The 19,155-nt window shown below is 61.2% G+C and carries 16 protein-coding genes and 1 pseudogene; 5 read left to right on the top strand and 12 right to left on the bottom strand.

Features of this window, described 5'->3' with window-relative positions; all coding sequences use genetic code 11:
• Positions 1 to 5: 5 nt before the first annotated feature.
• From RHO23_RS02910 to RHO23_RS02855, 12 genes and pseudogenes are all read right to left on the bottom strand, one after another.
• Complete coding sequence (locus RHO23_RS02910; protein WP_057968716.1) at positions 6 to 2,888, bottom strand: RND family transporter; 2,883 nt, start codon at positions 2,886 to 2,888, stop codon at positions 6 to 8.
• Between the two features lie 24 nt (positions 2,889 to 2,912).
• Positions 2,913 to 3,371 carry an MmpS family transport accessory protein gene (locus tag RHO23_RS02905; protein WP_057968717.1) on the bottom strand — a complete coding sequence of 153 codons (459 nt, stop codon included), beginning with the start codon at positions 3,369 to 3,371 and terminating at the stop codon, positions 2,913 to 2,915.
• Positions 3,371 to 4,660, bottom strand: coding sequence for a phthiocerol/phthiodiolone dimycocerosyl transferase family protein (locus tag RHO23_RS02900; protein ID WP_081343198.1), 1,290 nt, complete (start codon positions 4,658 to 4,660; stop codon positions 3,371 to 3,373). The genes RHO23_RS02905 and RHO23_RS02900 overlap by 1 nt, the downstream gene beginning before the upstream one ends.
• Positions 4,661 to 4,717: 57 nt before the next feature.
• Entirely contained in the window at positions 4,718 to 5,659 is a 942-nt protein-coding gene (locus RHO23_RS02895; protein ID WP_057968718.1) for an ACP S-malonyltransferase, read from the bottom strand.
• Positions 5,660 to 5,719: 60 nt separating this feature from the next.
• Positions 5,720 to 6,469 (bottom strand): thioesterase II family protein, encoded by a 750-nt coding sequence (locus RHO23_RS02890; RefSeq protein WP_057968719.1) that lies wholly within the window; start codon positions 6,467 to 6,469, stop codon positions 5,720 to 5,722.
• 97 nt (positions 6,470 to 6,566) lie between these two features.
• Positions 6,567 to 7,337 (bottom strand): SDR family NAD(P)-dependent oxidoreductase, encoded by a 771-nt coding sequence (locus tag RHO23_RS02885; RefSeq protein WP_030094856.1) that lies wholly within the window; start codon positions 7,335 to 7,337, stop codon positions 6,567 to 6,569.
• Between the two features lie 39 nt (positions 7,338 to 7,376).
• On the bottom strand, positions 7,377 to 8,642 hold the full coding sequence (locus RHO23_RS02880) for a beta-ketoacyl synthase N-terminal-like domain-containing protein (protein WP_057968721.1): 1,266 nt from the start codon (positions 8,640 to 8,642) through the stop codon (positions 7,377 to 7,379).
• A 22-nt stretch (positions 8,643 to 8,664) separates the two neighbouring features.
• Positions 8,665 to 9,954: a beta-ketoacyl-[acyl-carrier-protein] synthase family protein gene (locus RHO23_RS02875; RefSeq protein WP_057965147.1), complete on the bottom strand. Its 1,290-nt coding sequence runs from the start codon at positions 9,952 to 9,954 to the stop codon at positions 8,665 to 8,667.
• Complete coding sequence (locus RHO23_RS02870) at positions 9,951 to 11,093, bottom strand: beta-ketoacyl synthase N-terminal-like domain-containing protein (RefSeq protein WP_057968722.1); 1,143 nt, start codon at positions 11,091 to 11,093, stop codon at positions 9,951 to 9,953. The genes RHO23_RS02875 and RHO23_RS02870 overlap by 4 nt, the downstream gene beginning before the upstream one ends.
• A 6-nt stretch (positions 11,094 to 11,099) precedes the next feature.
• Entirely contained in the window at positions 11,100 to 12,413 is a 1,314-nt protein-coding gene (locus RHO23_RS02865) for a beta-ketoacyl-[acyl-carrier-protein] synthase family protein (protein ID WP_064408158.1), read from the bottom strand.
• A 26-nt stretch (positions 12,414 to 12,439) separates the two neighbouring features.
• Positions 12,440 to 12,943: a phosphopantetheine-binding protein gene (locus RHO23_RS02860; protein WP_030094851.1), complete on the bottom strand. Its 504-nt coding sequence runs from the start codon at positions 12,941 to 12,943 to the stop codon at positions 12,440 to 12,442.
• A 464-nt stretch (positions 12,944 to 13,407) separates the two neighbouring features.
• A pseudogene (locus RHO23_RS02855) lies at positions 13,408 to 13,792 on the bottom strand (DUF222 domain-containing protein); the annotation flags it as partial.
• A gap of 94 nt (positions 13,793 to 13,886) precedes the next feature.
• Here RHO23_RS02855 and RHO23_RS02850 point away from each other — a divergent pair.
• The 5 genes from RHO23_RS02850 to RHO23_RS02830 are packed head-to-tail and all read left to right on the top strand — an operon-like array spanning position 13,887 to position 19,130.
• The gene (locus RHO23_RS02850) at positions 13,887 to 14,306 is read left to right on the top strand and encodes an HIT family protein (protein ID WP_005116307.1); all 420 of its coding nucleotides are present in this window, start codon (positions 13,887 to 13,889) and stop codon (positions 14,304 to 14,306) included.
• A 53-nt stretch (positions 14,307 to 14,359) separates the two neighbouring features.
• On the top strand, positions 14,360 to 15,631 hold the full coding sequence (locus RHO23_RS02845) for an MFS transporter (RefSeq protein WP_057969284.1): 1,272 nt from the start codon (positions 14,360 to 14,362) through the stop codon (positions 15,629 to 15,631).
• A 10-nt stretch (positions 15,632 to 15,641) separates the two neighbouring features.
• Positions 15,642 to 16,475 carry a mycofactocin-coupled SDR family oxidoreductase gene (locus RHO23_RS02840; protein WP_057969283.1) on the top strand — a complete coding sequence of 278 codons (834 nt, stop codon included), beginning with the start codon at positions 15,642 to 15,644 and terminating at the stop codon, positions 16,473 to 16,475.
• Positions 16,472 to 17,839, top strand: coding sequence for an FAD-binding oxidoreductase (locus tag RHO23_RS02835; protein WP_057969282.1), 1,368 nt, complete (start codon positions 16,472 to 16,474; stop codon positions 17,837 to 17,839). The genes RHO23_RS02840 and RHO23_RS02835 overlap by 4 nt, the downstream gene beginning before the upstream one ends.
• A gap of 49 nt (positions 17,840 to 17,888) precedes the next feature.
• A complete protein-coding gene (locus tag RHO23_RS02830) occupies positions 17,889 to 19,130 on the top strand; it encodes a cytochrome P450 (protein ID WP_057969281.1) in 1,242 nt (413 codons plus the stop codon).
• Positions 19,131 to 19,155 lie beyond the last annotated feature (25 nt).

Genomic DNA, 19,155 nt, shown 5'->3' with positions numbered 1-19,155 from the left:
CGACATCATGTTCCATTCCGGGCATTCGCGAGGGTGGTGCCGGACGTACCCGCCGGCGGGCGCCAACGCACGATCCGCGGCCACCAGAACCATGGGCCCAGAATCCTGGCGATAGCTGGGACGATGAACGAGCGCACAATCAGGGTGTCAAGCAGAAGGCCTACACAGATAATCGAGCCCACTTGCGAGATGGCGCGTAGATCGTTCGGCACCATGGACAGCATGGTGAATGCGAATACCAAACCGGCGGCTGTCACAACACCACCGGTTGACCCGACCGACCGTATGATCCCAGTCTGGATTCCGCCGTGCAATTCTTCCTTCATACGTGCGATTAACAGCAGATTATAATCCGAACCCACCGCGACCAAGAGGATAAAGGCAAGAGGCAGGACCATCCAGTGCAGGTTCAAGCCAACTATGTGCTGCCAAATCAATACGCCCAATCCAAAAGCTCCCGAGAAGGAGAAGGCTACGGTGCCGATAATGGTGCACGCGGCAATAATGCTCCTCGTGATGATCAGCATTATGATGAAGATCAAAGTGAACGAGGCGATAGCCGCGATCAGCAGATCGGACTTTACATATTGTTCGATGTCTCGATAATTCGAGGCCGAGCCTCCGAGGTAGATCTTCGCCCCGGCGAGAGATGTGCCTTTCAGCCCCTCATAGGCGGCCTTTTCGATGGCATTAACATGGGCTACCCCCTCGGGGCTCAGGGCCTCACCGTCATGGTTGATGATGAACCTCGCCGCCGTACCGTCCGGCGAAACAAGAAACCGGAGAGCGACCTGGAAGTCGGTGTTGCTGAAGATATATTTCGGCGCATAGAAGAGGTCATCATTACGAGAATCGTCAAAATCCTGACCGATATCGATCATGTCGTTTGCGTCGTCGGCCGCGGTGTAGGTGTTCAGCGCCTGGGTGCCGCGTGACTTGACCATCATCCCGCGCATGATGGTCATGTCACTTAATGCCATGCGTGTCTGGGCAAGCATGCGGGGCAGCAGCTGGTCCATGACCTGCATGGAGGCCAGCGCCTCCGCTGTCAGTGCCGTCATCCCGTCGATGCTGTCCATCGACTCGAACATCGACCGCCCCATCCAGCAAATGGGGATGTCCGCGCAGTGCGGTTCCCAGTAGTAGTAGTTCTTAATAGGTCTGAGGAAATCGTCGACGGCGCTGATGTTTATTTCCACCTGGTCAGCGAGTGCCTTCATCTCCTCCATTGTCCCCACCATGTCATGGGTGAGTTGCGTCATTTGATCCATGAGCCCAAGAATTGTCTGCATGATCGAGATGGTGTGATCCATGACGGCCACTTGGTTATCTAAATCTGCTACTTGGTTCTCGGTAAATGGCAGCTGTTGACCACTGCTACTACCTTGTCCCGCCAGTATGTTCGCGATTGACGCGCGCTCCATCGGACGGCCCTCCGGCCGGGTGATGCCTTGAACTTGGGCAATCCCCGGAGTGTGGAAGATGGTCTTGGCGATATGATCGAGTGAGATGAAATCGGCAGGGTTTCGCATATCGTGGTCGGACTCGATCAAGAGCATTTCTGAGTTCAGTTTCCCGCCCGCGAAATGCCGGTCCGAGGCCATGAATCCGGCGTTAGCGGGCGTGTTCACCGGCTGGAAGGCCCGCTCGTTATAGCTCACTCGGTAGGACGGCAGAAAGACGGCCCCCACCAGTACTGCTGCACTTGAGGCAACGAGGACTGGCTTTGGCCAGCGCACGACGATCGTGCCTACCCTGCGCCATCCCCGGGACTGCCGGGTCGATCTCGGGTCGAGAAGGCCAAATTTACTTGCGATTGCGAGCAGAGCCGGGCCGAGCGTCAACGCCGCTGCGACAGTGACCAACATGGCGATGGCGCAGGCCGGCCCCATCGTATTGAAGTAGCCAAGCCGCGCAAAACCAAGGCAGAGGCACGCCCCCGCAATGGTGAGCCCCGACCCCAAAATGACGTGCGACACTCCGTGAAACGTTGTGTAAAACGCGCGGTCCCGGTCCTCGCCCGCATTACGTGCCTCGTGATATCTGCCGAGCAGAAATATCCCGTAATCTGTTCCGGCTGCAATGATAAGTGACTCGACCATGCTGGTCGCGAATGTCGAAATGCCGATGACGTTGTGAACCACGAAAAAGGAAACAATGCCGTTGGACACCGTGAATTCGAAGGCGACGGTGAGTAATATCAGTACTACGCATGCAATGGAGCGGTAAACCAAGACAAGCATGATGATGATGACGGCAACCGTGAAAAGCAGGACACGCTTCATGCTTTTGTCGCCGGCGTCAAGCAGGTCCGCAGACAGCGGCGCCGCCCCGGAGACGTACACCTTGAGTCCGGGTGGAGGCGGGGTTCGCTCAAGGGTATTTTGCACCGTCTTGCGTAGTGCGATGGTGGACTCGTTGGCGGCGGCCTCGCCGATATCGCCGACCAAACGCAGCATCACGTAGGCGGCCTTGTTGTCGGGGCTCTGACTGCCCGCGGCCGTGATCGGCTTACCCCACATGTTCATGATGAACTGAACATGCTGCTTGTCCGCGTCGAGCAAACGGATTAACTCGTCGTAGTACTTGTGGTCGGCATCCCCCAGTATTCGCCCCTCGGTCTCCAGCAGGATGTAGGCGAGGCTCGTGGAAGTCGATTCTTGAAACTTCTCGCCAATGTGCAGCATTGCGCGCTGCGAAGGCGCATCCAGGGGAACCATCGGCCCTGCGTGTTGCTTTGTCACGCCGTCGAGCTTGGGGACTAACAAGCTAGCCGCAACGGCAGCGCCGACCCAGAAGAGGACGATCGGGATCGCGAGCACCCGAACAGCGTGCGCGATGAAAGGGCGCCTTTCGCCGCGGTCGGGCCCCACATGCTTGTTACCCACGCGTCACGTCGTCTCGTGCGGTGGTCATGCCGACTTCACCTTGCATGCGACCGATCCCTGCTCGCGACTCTGGACCTGTTCGTCGCGAACCTCGCCGTTGACGATGATCCTGCAACCGAGCTGATCCCCCGTCGACTGCGCCATGAGATTGGCCAACATCGACGTGCGGGTCGTCACTTCTTCGTGCGTCCAAGGCAACGTCGTGAAGTCGACACGGTGTGGTCTGCTGTCGACGTCTAGGTAAGTGAGCGTCCCTGTGTCCGCGGATTCCCCGAACACCATGTAGACCACATGCTTGGGAGCGAACGACGGGAGCTTCGGTGCACCCTTCGGACTCACCACCGGCCCCGACGGGGCAGATAGCGCGCGCACCTTCACCACGGATACGGATGCAAGCGAGGCCACGACCGCTATCACCACGACCAACCAGCCGTGTCGGATGACCTTGCGCCCGAACGCACCGAGCCCTCGATGGAACGCCATCAGATGCGAGCGTCTATCGCCGCGGTCAGTTCGTCTTCGATGTACGCAAGAAGCTCATCGCTCTTTTCGTAACTTCCGGCTAGGAAACCCACCCGCAGTCGTTGATTCAGCGAGTCAATCGTGTACACCGAAACCTCCCGACCGTACAAGAACGTATAAATAGCTGGCCCCAATGCCGATGCATGACTGGATGTGATGTCGTCTACGACCAGATTCCCCGGTAGGCGGGGAACACGAATTCGACCTAGCTGAGTGGCATGAATTGCGCCACCAAAAGACCTATCAGCAAGAAGCTTCGTTGGCTCATTTCTAACTCGCGTTCGGTGAATTGTGCCGTCCGCTAAGTCCCTGTCGAATTGGACATGTATCTTTCTGGCGAGTGTGACGAGGTCCGGGCCGATCTCAACATCGCCGAACCATGCGTTGGAGAGCAAGTTGGTCGCTTCGGTGGGGGCAACCGGAGGCGCCACACAGTCGCGAAGATCCACCGGATAGAAATACAGTGGGACTGGGTCGCCAGCGCGGACATGCGCACGAATCAGAGCTGCGGATACAAGCGCGTTGATCGAGATGCTTTCGATATTGCCGAGGCGGGCGAGGTTTGCTCTGCCGAGTTTTTCCAACTGCATCTGTTTGGCGAGCGCGGGCTCCCGAGGGGGCGGGAGTTTCTGGGCAAGCGCGGCCTCATCCCACAGCGGCACACGCAATACTTCATCCGCCTTCACGCTCGGATCCGCGCCCGGATACTGAGTGCGGTTCAGGAAGTACTCCCCCGACTGCGGGAATTTTTGGGTGAGGATCGGCGGGAACTGCCCTTCCTCGATGCGCTGAACGTAAAGGCTCCAAAACTCGATGAGGATCGCAGATCCATGACGGCCGTCCGCGATTGAGTGGTGGACGAAGAACGTTATGCGGGCCTGGCCGTCCCCGAGAAGCAGATCGACATAGAAAAGCTGCTGCGTCTGATCGAATACGGCCTCACGCCCAGTGGACCGGGTCTCAAGGTCTTCTCCCTCGAATACGCGGATCGATTTGGGCGGTTGGTGCGTCGCCACAAACTCGGGGACTTGATCATTCTTACGGATGATGCTTCGCAGGGATTCGTGGCGGAGCTGCATCTCAATACAAGTGTCATTCAGCGCCTCGATATTTAAATCCCCCGAGATGAGCATTGACTGACCGCCGAAATGACCAAACCCAAAAGTGAAGTATGTCTCCAGGCGGCTAAGTGGACGAATTGGCTCGCCAGGCGCGTCCACCGTGTCCTGATGCGGTCGCGTGTCTGTCACGTTGCCTCCTTTCTTGGCTATTCGCCCTGTTACGCATAGTGTTCGCACGGAACTTGGCTAATCAATCGCAAACTCGCCGGAAAGCAGCTCCACGTCCCCTGGCTCGCGGATGGCGACAGTCTGAAATTTTGCGTCCAAACGTTCCGCCAGACGGGTCAACGGTCCGCTCGGTGCTAGTTCGATGAACAGGGTGTCGGCGGTTCCTGCCGCGGCGATCGCGGCAGCGCAGAGGTCCCAACGGACCACCGAGTTGATCTGGGCGATCAACCGCTTCTTGAAGTCCGATGGACCTGCGATGATCGCTCCGTCGCTATTGCCGATCATGGGAGATGACGGAGCCGAAACCGGACAGCTATTCACTGCGTCCGCAAACGGTGATATCGCGGAATCCATCGCCGATGTGTGAAAGGCGCCCGCCACATCCAGTTTCATGACGCGCATGCCCTCGGGTGGCGCATCCGCAAAATGCTCGACAGCGTCGAGGGGTCCGGCGACGACGAACTGGTTGCAGCCATTACGGTTGGCCGTTGAGAGGCCATGTTCATGCGTCTTCGCCACAATCTCGTCATCTGACGCGCCGCCCCTTTTCGTCGGCATCACCGCGGCCATACCGGTAGTGGCGAGGGCGCATGCCGATGACATCGCACCGCCCCTCACGCCGGCCAACGTCAGGGCGGCCTCATCAGTCAGATAGCCCGCGCCCACCCCAGCCGCGAGCTCGCCCACCGAGTGGCCGGCGAACAGCGCGCTGTCTCCGGAGATATCGACTTTCTCGCGCAGCAAGCTCAGTGACAGCAGCGCCGCCGCGATGATGACAGGCTGAGCGACGGCGGTATCCCGCAAAGAATTCTCATCTCTGCTGGCGGTCACCAAGTCGAACTTGACCGCGTCAGACCAGATAGCGATGCGATCGCGGGCAGCGGACAGGGTTAGCCAAGGATCGAGCATGCCCGGCTTCTGCACACCTTGCCCGGGGGACGTGACGATGTAGTTGTACACATTTCCTCGCTTTCCCAGTGGGGTCAGAAATTCTCCGGCAGTAGCTTTTTGCATCGTCGCCTAGATGATTGGGCTGACGTTGAACGCCCGAACGAGGCAGGCGCTTACTTCGTCGATGTGGTCTTCCAAGTAGAAATGCCCGCCGCCGCGGAATACCTGCAGATCGAAATTGCCACGTGTGTGTTCGCGCCACGAACTCACCCGCTCCTGTGGGGCCAAGACGTCGTGGTCACCGATGAGCGCGGTGATATCGCAACCGACGGTCGCGTCGGGCGGTGGGGTGTATGTCTCGCCGGCCGTGAAATCGCTTCGCAGCACCGGTAAAAGAGCGCTGAGGGCCGAGGGGTCGTTGAGGATCTCGGGTGGCAAGCCACCCAGAGCCGCTATTCTTTCGATTCCTTCGGCCTCGTCGAGTAGGCGATAACCGAGATCGACCACCTTGGACGGTGCCACTATCCCGGACACCACAAGTTTGCGAACAGGCAGCCGCTGCGCCACCTCGAACGCTATATGGCCACCGAGGCTATGACCGAACAGTACGTCTTGCTTATCGCTAGCGGGTAGGGCCGATGCGATGCCTTCTGCGAGCAGGGGCACTGACTCTATCGGCCGCTCGCGCAATCTATTTCCCCGTCCCGGGTATTGCACGGCGAGCACTTCGGTGTCGACGGGCAGCATCTTCGCCAATCCCCTGAAGTAACTGGCGGAACCGCCTGCATGGGGGAAACAGATCACCCGCGTCGCACCGCTCCCGTCGCGGAGCCTGCGCAGCCAAGGATTGCCAGGCAGTAACTCATCGGTCCTGCGCACCTGTCCTCCTTAGTCTGTCGAGGCGCCCGTCTGTGATGAAACCCAGCGGATGCTGTCTGAGAAATTGTGATACGTTCGCGCTCTTCGGCTTTCGTCGCTACTTCATCTTGTATCCGCCGTCGATATGTAGAACCTCGCCCGTGATGTAGGTGTTGTGGGGGCTCGCGAGGTACAGGACGGCGTTGGCAACTACTTCCGGCTTTGCAAAGTCTTTGGCCAGTATCTGGGCCTTCAAGCGTTCGAAGGTGGCAGGGACATGGGTACGCGTAATCTCCGCCATGTCGGTGTAGATGACGCCTGGCGCCACCGCGTTCGAGATGATGTTTCGCGACGCGAACTCAACGGCTATGGCTTTGGTGAACGACTCCAAGCCACCTTTGGTTGCGGCATAACTAGATTGGCCGCTATCGGGCTTGCCGGCGGCCACGGATGAAATATTGATGATTCGTCCGTATCGCTGGCCCAGCATGTGCGCGACGACAGCTTTCGTCATCCGGATGGGGCCCAGGAGGTTGGTAGCCACCGTCTCCTCGAGATAATCCGGGGCGATGTCAAGGAGCAGTCCGGCTCCGTGAGTGCCCGCGTTGTTCACAAGGACGTCGATCCGGCCGAATTCGGCGTGCACGGTATCCGCTAGCAGCTCGGGTACTGCGGGATCGGCTATGTCGCCCTGACAGAGGAGGACCCGTCTACCCAACGCGGATATTTTTTCGGCGACCTCTTCTGCTGCCGGTTTCGAGTTTCCGTAGTGCACTGCGATATCCGCCCCATGTTCGGCAAGCGCCAATGCGATGGAACGTCCGATTCCGCGTGAGGCCCCGGTGACAAGTGCAACCTGACCTTCAAACTCTTTGCCGCTCAAAGACACGTTTCTCCCTGGTTTGTGATGCTCAAGTGGTCCTGATGTTCACGCCGCGCCCGCTGTGTCTGGACGTTTGGCCAGTACCGCACTGGAGATTCCGTTGAAGTTGGTATAGGTGCCCAGAACTGAGTCGATCCGCTGCTTTCGGGGTCCGCCCCGTACGAACTCGAGCTGATCAGACAGTGGATCTCCGAGATGGGCGATTGCCGGCAGAGTATTTTCGGTGAAAATTTGCCCAGCGAGTGCAATATCGACCAGCGGGCCGGCCGCACCTGGCGTACCGGTTATCGGCCGAACGGTCGATACGGGTATGCCACTGCCCTTGAACAAGGTGGTGAGCAGTTCGATCTCGGCGGTGTCGTAGCCGGGGGCCGCCTTGCCGTCGGCCAGCACCGCACCGAGTTGCTCTGTGCCAATCCCGTTCTGGTGCAGCATGCCTTCATAACGGCCAGCGACGTGTGCGGGCCCGGCGCCGCGGCTGCCCGAAACGACAACCGTGTCACATAATTGGACCAGCGGTGTGGCACCGCGGGCGGTCGCGTCTCGCGAGCGTTCCAACACCAGCGCTACCGCGCCTTCACTCAGGATCGTTCCGTCTTGCGCACTATCGAAACTCCGCAGCTGGCCGTCGCCGCCAGCATCTTTACTGAGATGGCCCAGGCGGTAATGCCCGGCCAGCGTGAGTGGTTCGTTGTAGCTGCCTGCACCCACCACCAGCGCGATATCGCAATGCCCGTTACGCAGACTGAACTTGGCTCGTTGCAGCGCGGTGACTGCCGCAGATTCGCCCTGGACCAGCGCTGCGCAATCCCCGCGGAGCTCATGGACGATGCTTACCAGCGCGAGCGTGTTGTTGTTGAGGGCATGAATGATGGTGAACGGATCAAGCCCTCCGTTCATGAGTAGCTCGTTTGTCACTGCGCCGAAATCGATTTCGCGGCCCTCACCCAGTTGTGTCAGTCCTCGCGCGAAGGTTCCGATGCTCGGTGTAGTGGAATTGTCCTGTGCGACAAATAGTCCGCGTCGATGATCATCGATGGTCGCCCAGCCTGGTCCAGCCTCGATGATCGCATCTTGAGCTGCCAATACCGCGTTGAAGGTGTACGGGGTGCCGTATTTCCGCTGTCTGTGTGGCACCGCTTCCCGGCTTTGCTCCACGACCTCGGCCGGTACATGGCCGAAATGCGTGATCCGGCGCGTGGAGACCAGCGGATCGAGGTACGGCGAAATAGCCGGTTTTCCGTCAGTCCAGGCATCCCACAAGGGCGTGATGTGACGACCCGTCGGCAGTACCACGCCGGTTCCCGTCACGACTATTGATTGATCTGAATGTTCAGTTGTCATAACGGCGTACCACCAGAGCAGCGTTGAGCCCACCGAACCCGAGCGAGTTGTTGATTGCCACCTCGACATCGGCCTTGCGGGCCTGACCCGGCACATAATCAAGGTCACAGGCCGGGTCGGGGTTCTCCAGGTTGAGCGTCGGCGGGATGATTCCGTCGCGCAGCGACAGCACCGTCGATATCAGCTGCTGGGCGCCCGCCGCGGCGAGCATGTGGCCCAGCATCGTCTTGATAGAGCTGACCATGAGTGAGCGGTAATGCTCACCGGCGCGGAACACTTCCTTGATCGCCGCCGTCTCGGCCGCGTCGCTCAGCGGGGTGGATGTACCGTGCGCACTTACATAACCCACCTCGGACGGTGCGACTCCAGCATCGGCGAGGGCACGCTGCATCGCCAAAACCGACCCGCCTCCTTGCGGGTGGGGTGCGGTGACCTGATATGCGTCCAGCGAGCTGCCGAATCCCGCCACCTCGCCGTACACATGCGCACCGCGCGCCAGTGCCGACGACTCGCTCTCCAAGAGCACCATTGCTGCCCCCTCGGCCGTGACCATCCCACTGCGATCGCGGTCAAATGCCCGACATAGTCTGTCGCCGTAGAGTTTTGATGTTGATGGGGCGCCGAGCAGGTACAGACTCGTCATTATCGGCAGATTCAGTGGGCTAACCGCTCCCCCGGCGATCACGGCATCCGTTTCTCCGCGCCGGATCATCCGGAAGCCGTGCCCGAGTGCGTGTGTTGCCCCGGCGCACGCCGTATTGAGGTTCAGCGTGGGACCAGCTAGGCCAGAGCGCGTAGCGATTTCGGTCGCCAAGGCATCGCCGGTGGCCAACGGCGCGTGGGACCGGTCAAGTCCGATCTGTTGTTCGTGTACGCGCTTCCAGTCCACGACGCCATCGACATACGCACTCAACAACTCTCCCGATTCACGTTCTGGCATTTCCGAGGCGATCGAAACACCGACTCGGCCCAGTGCCTCAGCGTTCGTCACACCGGCGTCCTCCAGTGCTTGCTGCGCGGCGGCGAGGCCAAACCGGGTGCGCCTCTCCATCGGCGCACCGAAATCGGGAAACAACGCGGTAAACGCTTGGTCGTCTACCGGTGCCGCATAGCCGACGGGGAAGTTCGGAACATCGGGCGGCGACCATGCCTGTATTGCCGAACGCCCGTTTACCAATCCATCCCACATGGACTGCCAGTTCATGCCAAGGCCACAGACCACGCCAAGGCCCGTCACCAATACACGATTGCCGTGCCGGGGCTGGTTCACATCGCTCATCGCGCCACCTTCTCCACTACGACAGCGCAAACCTGTCCTTGGACACCGCAACTGAGCACCACAACCGCCTGATTGTTCGACAGTGATTCTTCGGCCACGGCATCGTCGCCGTTTCCGTTCGCCGGGAACAGCCGCAGCCCGCGAAGCAGTCCGTGCCGGGCCAACAACACGTGTACCAAGGGCTGTGCCGGTCCGGTAACTCCGATGGCCTGCTCCGCGGAGAACACCGGCGCCTGATCGTTGAACACGCCGCTAATCGCGGCATGCTGAGCGTGAGCCACCTCGTCTGTCCATGGGCTGTCGGCCAGTATCCAGCCCACGTCCTCAACCGATAATTCGGCCATGCGCAACGCATTTCGCAGCGTCTCCGCAAGCACCTCGGGGCGATTCTGACTGGTAGCGAACCCGCGGCTGTAGCCCGTAAGTACAACATCGCTGGACTGCCCGACGCTGAAGAATGCCGCCGCTTCGCCGGGGATCGCTCCGTTCCACTCCAGATCGTCGTATTGCAATGCCAACCAAGGGGATATAGACGGGCTTACCGCGCCGACCAACGCAGTCTCACAATCGCCTTCCGCAACTGCGAGTGCACCTTCGATCAGCGCCTGCATGCCTGCATCGGAGAAGGGCGAATACACCGACGTGGGGCCGGTCAACCCAAACAGGATTGCGATATGGCCAGCCACCGTGTTGTTCGAATCTGTCAGCGCGAAGAACGGTGGAATATCTCGAAGATACAGCTCGGCGATCTTCTGGGGGTCTTGCGCCACCTCGTCAAGGTCAGGCGTATCACATTGCGGCAGTAGCGGACTGAGAACCATAGGTAAGCCGAGATAGGCGCCCCACTCAGGGCGGCCCACGTCCGAGATGCCCTTCAGTGACAGTTGAGCCCCATACATCGCCAAGCGAGTTTGTTTCACCGTCGTGCGCAGTGCTTTTCGGTGGATACCAAGCGTCGATGCATCTGGATCGGGAACGGCGAAGACTTCAGGAATCTCGGACCACGGTCCGAACATGAATTCGTTTGGGACAGTGCTCTTTTTTCCTATTCGCAGTGCTTCCCATACGGCCTCCACGCCGAGCCCGGTTGCGGAATACAAGCCTGGATTGCACAGTCCTACCGCCAACCGCTGATTCATCGAGTGTCACGCTTCCTTTGCCAGGATTAGTGTGCAGTTCATGCCGCCAAAGCCGAAGGAGTTGGAGAGCACGGTGTCGAACTCACAGTGCCGGGCCTTGGTGACTACGTCGAGCCCTTTGGTGACATCGTCCGGCTCGCTGAAATTCAGCGTGGGCGGAATAACCTGTTCACGCAAGCTCATCGCAGACAGCACGGCTTCGATCGCGCCGCTTGCCGCAAATCCATGACCGAGCGAGGACTTGGTGCTGGTCAACGGAATTGAGGCCGCGTCGGCACCGAACACCAAGTGCAGAGCTGCAGCTTCACACTCGTCGTTGGCTTGCGTACCCGTCCCGTGAGCGTTCACATGATGTATGTCTGACGGATTCAGACCGGCATCAGCGATCGCGGCACGCATACATGCCGCGTATGTCGCACCGTCCCGCTCGCTTGAGGTTATCCGTACTGCTTCGGCGGTGCCCGTGTAGCCGGCGACTCTTGCCAGCGCCTGTGCACCACGCGCTTCGGCGTGCGAGCGTCGTTCCAGCACAAGGAATGCGGCGCCGTCGGCGATGACGAAACCGTTGCGAGCCTTATCGAATGGCCTGCTTATCTCGGCGCTTGGTTTGTCACCAGTGGGGGCGAGCGCGCCGAGCGCAGCGAAAGCCGTGACGATGCTGTAGGTAGTCAGTCGCTCTGCGCCACCGACCAGCGCCACATCCAATTCGCCGGAGCGAATATGCCGGTAGCCGCTGCCGATCGCCACACCGCCCGCAGCACACGCCTCCGCATGAGTCACCAGCGGTCCACCGAGGCCGAAATACTCGGCCAGAGAGGCGGTCAGCGTATCCGGAAGAAACTGTAGAAGATCATCCGGAAGATCCGATACGGCCTCGCGATGGTCCAGGTAGGCGTCGAGGTCGAACGTGCCGGCTTGCCGGTCATAGAGCCGAGACAGATCCGTGAGTGTGTCCGGCGCGAACGCGAGCTTGTTGCACGCGGCAAACACACCGACCCGGTCGCTGCCCGCAAGGTTAGGCAGGCCACTGCGCTTCCAAGCCTCCACTGCCGCATGCCATCCGATTACACCAGCCGCACCAACCCGAGCCGCCTGCTCCGGCAAGGCACTCGCCAGCTTGCGCACGGTTTCCTCATCTACATGCCCGGAAACCGACGCGGGCAACTCAGCATCGCGATGCTCCTGGTGTTGCCGGATGAAGGAGGCACCGTCGTTCAACTGCCAAAATAGCTCCTCGGGATCGGTAACCGTACCCGCGACAAGTCCAATCCCTGTGATGACTACATCGTCGTCGTCAGGTGACTGTTTCTGTAGCTCCATCTGTGAAGATGCTTTAGCTAAAGACGCTATGCGACAGCCGAGTTGGCCTGAGTAAGTGCTTCCCGCACATCGGCGACCAGAAGTTCATCGCCGGTGACCGGACCAGCCGAAGGGTTGAGGAGGCGATGCGCCATCGACGCCCAATGGGCGGTCGTTGTCGCCCCCGAAACCTCGTGCGGCCAAGCACCGGCCTGGAAGTCGTCGGCCGTGTAGCCGAACGCCGATTGATACAACGCACCTTCAGCCAGCTTGGTGATCCGACCTTCCGCGTCGTACACGCGGTCCTTACCTCCAAGCTCATCAGCGAGAGCGCTGAGAACGTTGCTGCGCGGGAAGGTAACGCGGAACTTCGACTCCAGATTGCGCCGGAGTTCGACGATATCGAGCGACTCTACGCCCTGGTCAGACATCGGCGCCGTCGTGACTTCCTCGGTCTCGATGCCGAGCACCTCGGCCAATTCCTCACGCACAATGGTGTGAATCTGGTCGTAGCTAAGCAGATTGCTCATGGGTATCAGAGTGCCTTTCATCTTTGCCGTCTGGTTCGCTCAAGGCGAGCCGAAAAAGGCTCTGCCAGTTGGCGATAGATTCGAACTTCGATCAGGTGACAACGTTGGCACTTGGCGATCACTCGCCGTGAACCTGATAGCAGAAACGATAAGACTGGGCGATAGGGTTCGCAACTGGTAGACGAAGTCTGTCATCTATAAGTTGATTCTCTAGGCGCGATCAGACGCGCGACGGTCAGGCGGATTGCGCCCACCGCCCGAATGGGACACTCCCGCAATAGGATTATGGCGCCGAAGTCGTCTGTGAGCGCGCCGAGCACCGGGAAATTACGTTCGGGAGTGAGGTGGCGCACAGCTAAACCACGGATGCAGACCCGGTCACAGAAGGCATCAAGGCCGCCTCCAACACCCCCCCCAGCACGGGCCTGTTGGCGGCTTTCGTGATCGGGGCGGGCGTCCCGGCAGTCTGGGCAACGGCGGTCCTAGAACTGCCGCACGATCCGCACGTGTTCGCCCCCGATCTCACCCCGCTCAAAGGCCGCAGCGGTGCGGGGCAATACGGGCGCCAACACCTCACCGGTCACCGCCCGTCGGGTTGCCAACCAGTCAGCATCAGCGATCCGGCGCCGCGCCGCCCCCTTACTGACATGCAACCGCCCAGACAAAACATCGGCATGAGAGGTACCAGCGAGTTCAACCGGCGAGGCTTGGGCGTCACCGCAGGCACCAACCCCAGCCCAGCAGCGCAGAGCCGACGCTGCGCCACTCTGACCGGGCCAACACCGCCAACGCCTCAGAAGCGCTCAACGCATCGATCGCATCAGCACAGAAGGCATCAACCGCAGCCCCCAACACCCCAATCGAATACATGTTCGGACGCTAATCTCGCCCATCGGCACCCAGCCATGCCCTGAAACAGCTGTGACAGAAGTGAATTGATCTGCCGACCCGCTACGGTGTGCTCATGTCGTGTGTCTTCTGCGCCATTGTCGCCGGCGAGTCGCCATCATTCCGTGTGTACGAGGACGAGACGACGCTCGCCTTCCTCGATATCCGCCCCATCACCCGCGGACACACCCTGGTGATCCCGAAGGCCCACGCACAGGACCTCACGGATCTGAAGCCCGATGACGCCGCCGCCATCATGACGGTGGGCCAGCGCATCGCCAACGCCATGCGCGATTCGGAGCTGCAGAGCGATGGCACCAACCTGGCGCTCAACGACGGCCGCGTCGCATTCCAGACGGTCATGCACGCGCACCTACACGTGGTGCCGCGACGCGGAGGCGACAAACTTGCCTTCGCAAAGGGATTCATGGTTCGTCGCGATCCCAACCTGGAAGCGACCGCCCAAATCATCCGCGCAGCGGTGCAGGCCAACTAGCCAAGAAATTCGCTCGACCACCCGCCCAGCTCGCTGCTACGTTTTTCCGCGACATGTCCTCTCCGACGGCGGATTCGCCGACAATCGATCAGGTGAATCGCCGGCCGGTACTCCTGCTGCTCTTCGCATCCGTTGTAGCCGCCATCGGCAACGGTGTGTCGATCGTCGCGATCCCCTGGCTGGTGCTGCAGCGCACCGGCTCTGCCGCGGATGCCGCGATCGTCGCCGCGGCTGGCACCCTGCCGCTGGTTTTCTCGACCCTGATCTCGGGGACCGCGGTCGACTTCTTCGGGCGACGCAAGATGTCGATAATCTCCGACGTACTTTCGCTGTTATCCGTATCTGCCATACCGATTCTGGCGATGACGACCGGGCTGAGCGTGCCGCTGCTCGCGGGCCTTGCCGCGCTCGGCGCCATCTTCGACCCCGCCGGGATCACCGCACGCGAATCAATGCTGCCTGCCGCGGCGAAGGCTGCCGGCTGGTCGCTCGACCGGATGAACAGCATGTACGAAGCGGTGTTCAACGTCGCCTACATCGTGGGACCAGGTCTGGGAGGTCTGCTGATCGCCTCCATCGGCGGTGTCAACACCATGTGGGCCACCGCTGCGACCTTCGTCGTGTCGGTGGTGGCCATCGCCTTTCTCAAGGTCGATGGCAGCGGGAAACCGGCTGCCGAAACCAAGCCCACCGGCGTCGTCAGCGGCGTCGTCGAGGGATTGAAGTTCGTCTGGAATGTCAAGATCCTCCGTACCCTGGCACTTATCGACATGGCCATCACGGCGCTGTACCTGCCGATCGAAAGTGTGTTGCTGCCCAAGCACTTCAGCGATGCCGGAACACCTCAGCAACTCGGCTGGATACTCATGGCCATCTCAGTCGGCGGGCTGCTCGGCGCCCTCGGGTACGCCACCATGGTCCGCTACGTCCAACGCCGCACCATCATGCTGTGTGCCACCTTCACCGCCGGCATCACCACGCTGGGCATGTCGCTTCTGCCACCCATCGCGGTGCTGCTGGTACTCGGCGCGTGCCTGGGCTTCATCTACGGACCGGTGGCGCCGATCGCCAACTACGTGATGCAGACCCGCTCCCCCGAACACTTGCGCGGGCGAGTCGTGGGCGTCATGACGTCCACCGCGTACTGCGCCGGGCCGCTCGGATTCATGCTCGCCGGCCCGATTGCCGACAAGTTCGGCGTCGCGTCGACCTTGACGATCATCGGTATACCCATGATCCTCATCGCCGTCGCCAGCACGCGGATGCCCGTCTTGCGGGAGTTGGACCGGGACGAACAGCGGCCCCAAAAGGATCCCACTCGGTAGGGTCGGCTCCGTGGCTGATTTCGAGGGAAGAACTGCACTGATCACCGGCGGCGCGCGCGGAATGGGGCGTTCGCACGCACTGGCGCTGGCTGAGGCGGGCGCTGATATCGCGATCTGTGACCGCTGCGAGAACAGCGACGCCGTGGGGTATCCACTGGCAACCGAGGACGACTTGGCCGAGACGGTCGCGATGGTCGAAAAGACCGGACGCCAGTGCATCTCAGCCAAACTCGACGTGAAAGACCGTGCAGCGCTGGAGGCGTTTGTCGCCGAGACCGAGGAGTCACTCGGCGGAATCGATATCGCCATCACCAACGCCGGTATCAGCACCATCGCGCTGCTGCCCGACGTCGAGTCTGCGCAATGGGACGAGGTCATCGGCACCAACCTCACCGGAACCTTCAACACCATCGCCGCCGTGGCACCCGGCATGATCAAGCGGAACTACGGTCGGATCGTCACGGTCTCCTCGATGCTCGGACACAGTGCGACGTGGGCGCAGGCCTCGTACGTGTCGTCGAAGTGGGGCGTCATCGGGCTGACCAAGGTCGCCGCGCATGACCTCGTCGGCTACGGCATCACCGTCAACGCCGTCGCACCGGGGAACATCGAAACCCCGATGACACAAAACGATTTCGTCTTCGGCATGATGCGCCCCGACCTCGACAAACCGACCCTCAAGGACGTCGAGTCCGTCTTCGCGTCGCTGCACCTGCAGTACGCGCCCTTCCTCAAAGCCGAGGAAGTCACCCGCGCCGTGTTGTTCCTGGCTCACGAAGCCAGCTCGCACATCACCGGAACGGTGCTGCCGATCGACGCCGGCGCGACGGCGCGAATGATATGAGCCAGACCGCCCTCGACGAGCTCGCAACCACCCTCGGTGAGGGTGCGGTCATCACCGATCCGGATATCACCGCCTCCTATCGACAGGACCGCGCCTTCGATCCTGACGCCGGAACGCCTGTCGCGGTGGTGCGTCCCAGCAGTACGGAGCAGGTCTCCGCGACCCTGAAATGGGCCAGCACCCACCGCATCCCCGTCGTGCCCCGCGGTGCGGGCACAGGACTGTCCGGCGGGTCGACCGCCCAGGACGGCGCCATCGTGCTGTCGACCGAACGGATGCGCGCTATCACGATCGACACCACCACACGTGTCGCGATCGCCCAGCCCGGCGCCCTCAACGCGGAAGTAAAGGCCAGCGCCGCCGAACACGGCCTCTGGTATCCGCCGGACCCATCATCCTTCGAGATCTGCAGCATCGGCGGCAACATCGCGACCAACGCCGGCGGGCTGTGCTGCGTCAAGTACGGCGTCACCACCGACTACGTGCTGGGGATGCACGTCGTCCTGGCCGACGGCACGATCCTGCGACTGGGCGGACCTCGACTGAAAGATGTTGCTGGACTGAGTCTTACAAAACTCTTCGTCGGCAGCGAAGGATCCCTCGGAGTGATCACCGAGGTCACGCTGCGGCTACTGCCCCCACAACCGCCGCCGTGCACCGTGGTGGCGACGTTCAATACGGTGCACGAGGCGGCCGACGCGGTGCTGGCGATCACCGCACAGATCCGGCCGTCGATGCTGGAATTCATGGACTCGGTGGCGATCAACGCGGTAGAGGACAAACTGAAGATGGGGCTGGACCGCGCCGCCGCCGCCATGCTCGTCGCCCGCTCGGATGAACGCGGTCGAACCTCGGCAGAGGATGCCGACCTAATGGCACGGATATTTGCCGATCACCATGCGGCCGAAGTCTTTTCCACCGACGACCAGAACGAGGGCGAGGCCTTCGTCGCGGCACGCAGGTTCGCAATCCCTGCGGTGGAAGCGAAAGGTCCGCTGCTGCTGGAAGATGTGGGCGTCCCGCTTCCCAAGCTCGCCGAGCTGGTGGAAGGAGTGGAAGCCATCGCCACACAACACGGGCTGCTCATCTCGGTGATCGCGCACGCCGGCGACGGCAACACCCATCCACTGATCGTGCACGACCCCAACGACCCCGATGAGTCGCAGCGCGCCCATGCCGCGTTCGGCGAGATCATGAATCTGGCGATCTCCCTGGGAGGCACTATCACCGGTGAGCACGGAGTGGGACGGCTCAAGAAGCCATGGTTGGGAGGCCAGGTCGGGCCGGAGGTGCTGGAAGTCAACCGCCGGATCAAGCAGGCGCTCGACCCCGCAGGCATCCTGAACCCTGGGACGCTCGTCTAGTTTCACAAAGAGTGTTGACACTCCACGCCACATGCCTTACACATAAGACATGTCAGTCGATGTGTCTCACGCAGTTGTGCCGCGCTACATCCCCGGAGCATCCGACAACTGGACCAATCCATGGCCGATGTATACGGCGCTTCGCGATCACGACCCGGTGCACCACGTGGTACCCGAGCACGCCCCGACCGAGGACTACTACGTGCTCACTCGGCACGCCGACATCTACGAGGCGGCGCGTGACTGGGAAACGTTCTCCTCGGCCCGGGGTCTGACCATCATGTACGGCGATCTCGAGAAGACCGGCATGGGCGACAATCCGCCCATGGTCATGCAGGACCCGCCCACCCACACCAACTTCCGCAAGCTCGTCTCCCGCGGATTCACACCGCGCCAAGTGACCTCTGTAGAACCCAAGGTGCGCGAGTTCGTGGTGGAACGCCTTGAGCGCCTCAAGGAACGCGGCGAAGGCGATATCGTCGTCGAGCTGTTCAAGCCACTGCCCTCCATGGTCGTCGCGCACTACCTCGGGGTCCCCGAGGAGGACCGTGCACAGTTCGATGTCTGGACCGACGGCATCGTCGCCGCGGCATCCGGCGGTGCCATCGACATCGAGTCCATGCAGGGCGAGGTCGCTCAGACCATCGGTGAACTGATGATGTATTTCACCGGACTCATCGAGCGGCGGCGTGCCGAACCCGAGGACGACACCGTGTCCCACCTCGTCGCCGCCGGAGTCGGCGCCGATGGAGACATCAGCGGGACGCTCCAGATCCTCGGATTCGCATTCACCATGGTGACGGGCGGTAACGACACCACCACCGGAATGCTCGGCGGTGCAATACAACTCTTGCACCAGTACCCCGACCAACGCCGCAAGCTCATCGAAGACCCATCGCTCATCCCGGGCGCCGTGGAGGAATTCCTGCGCCTGACCTCTCCGGTGCAGGGTCTGGCACGCACCGCAACCCGTGACGTCACCTTCGGAGACACCACGATTCCCGCGGGACGGCGTGCGTTGCTGCTCTATGGCAGTGCCAACCGGGACGAGCGCGAATACGGCAATGATGCAGGCGAATTGAACGTCCTGCGGAACCCAGGCAAGCTGCTCACCTTCAGCCATGGAAATCACCACTGTCTTGGGGCCGCAGCAGCACGCATGCAGTCTCGGGTAGCGCTCGAGGAACTACTCACCCGCATACCGGATTTCGAGGTCGATCTCGACGGCGTCACCTGGGCGGACGGCTCGTATGTGCGAAGGCCCCTGACGGTTCCCATCCGCGTGCGATGATCGTGCGATGAGGCGCCGGCGCGAA

It is taken from the genome of Mycobacteroides sp. PCS013 (genome assembly GCF_049532645.1).
GTDB classification, from domain to species: domain Bacteria; phylum Actinomycetota; class Actinomycetes; order Mycobacteriales; family Mycobacteriaceae; genus Mycobacterium; species Mycobacterium gwanakae.
This window is presented reverse-complemented; position numbering and strand designations above follow the sequence as displayed.

Excerpts from the sequence above, each read along its gene's own strand:
- RHO23_RS02905 (WP_057968717.1), bottom strand. The coding sequence starts at position 3,371 with ATGGCGTTCCATCGAGGGCTCGGTGCGTTCGGGCGCAAGGTCATCCGA.
- RHO23_RS02875 (WP_057965147.1), bottom strand. The coding sequence starts at position 9,954 with ATGAGCGATGTGAACCAGCCCCGGCACGGCAATCGTGTATTGGTGACG.
- RHO23_RS02870 (WP_057968722.1), bottom strand. The coding sequence starts at position 11,093 with ATGAATCAGCGGTTGGCGGTAGGACTGTGCAATCCAGGCTTGTATTCC.
- RHO23_RS02865 (WP_064408158.1), bottom strand. The coding sequence starts at position 12,413 with ATGGAGCTACAGAAACAGTCACCTGACGACGACGATGTAGTCATCACA.
- RHO23_RS02860 (WP_030094851.1), bottom strand. The coding sequence starts at position 12,943 with ATGAAAGGCACTCTGATACCCATGAGCAATCTGCTTAGCTACGACCAG.
- RHO23_RS02850 (WP_005116307.1), top strand. The coding sequence starts at position 13,887 with ATGTCGTGTGTCTTCTGCGCCATTGTCGCCGGCGAGTCGCCATCATTC.
- RHO23_RS02845 (WP_057969284.1), top strand. The coding sequence starts at position 14,360 with ATGTCCTCTCCGACGGCGGATTCGCCGACAATCGATCAGGTGAATCGC.
- RHO23_RS02835 (WP_057969282.1), top strand. The coding sequence starts at position 16,472 with ATGAGCCAGACCGCCCTCGACGAGCTCGCAACCACCCTCGGTGAGGGT.
- RHO23_RS02830 (WP_057969281.1), top strand. The coding sequence starts at position 17,889 with ATGTCAGTCGATGTGTCTCACGCAGTTGTGCCGCGCTACATCCCCGGA.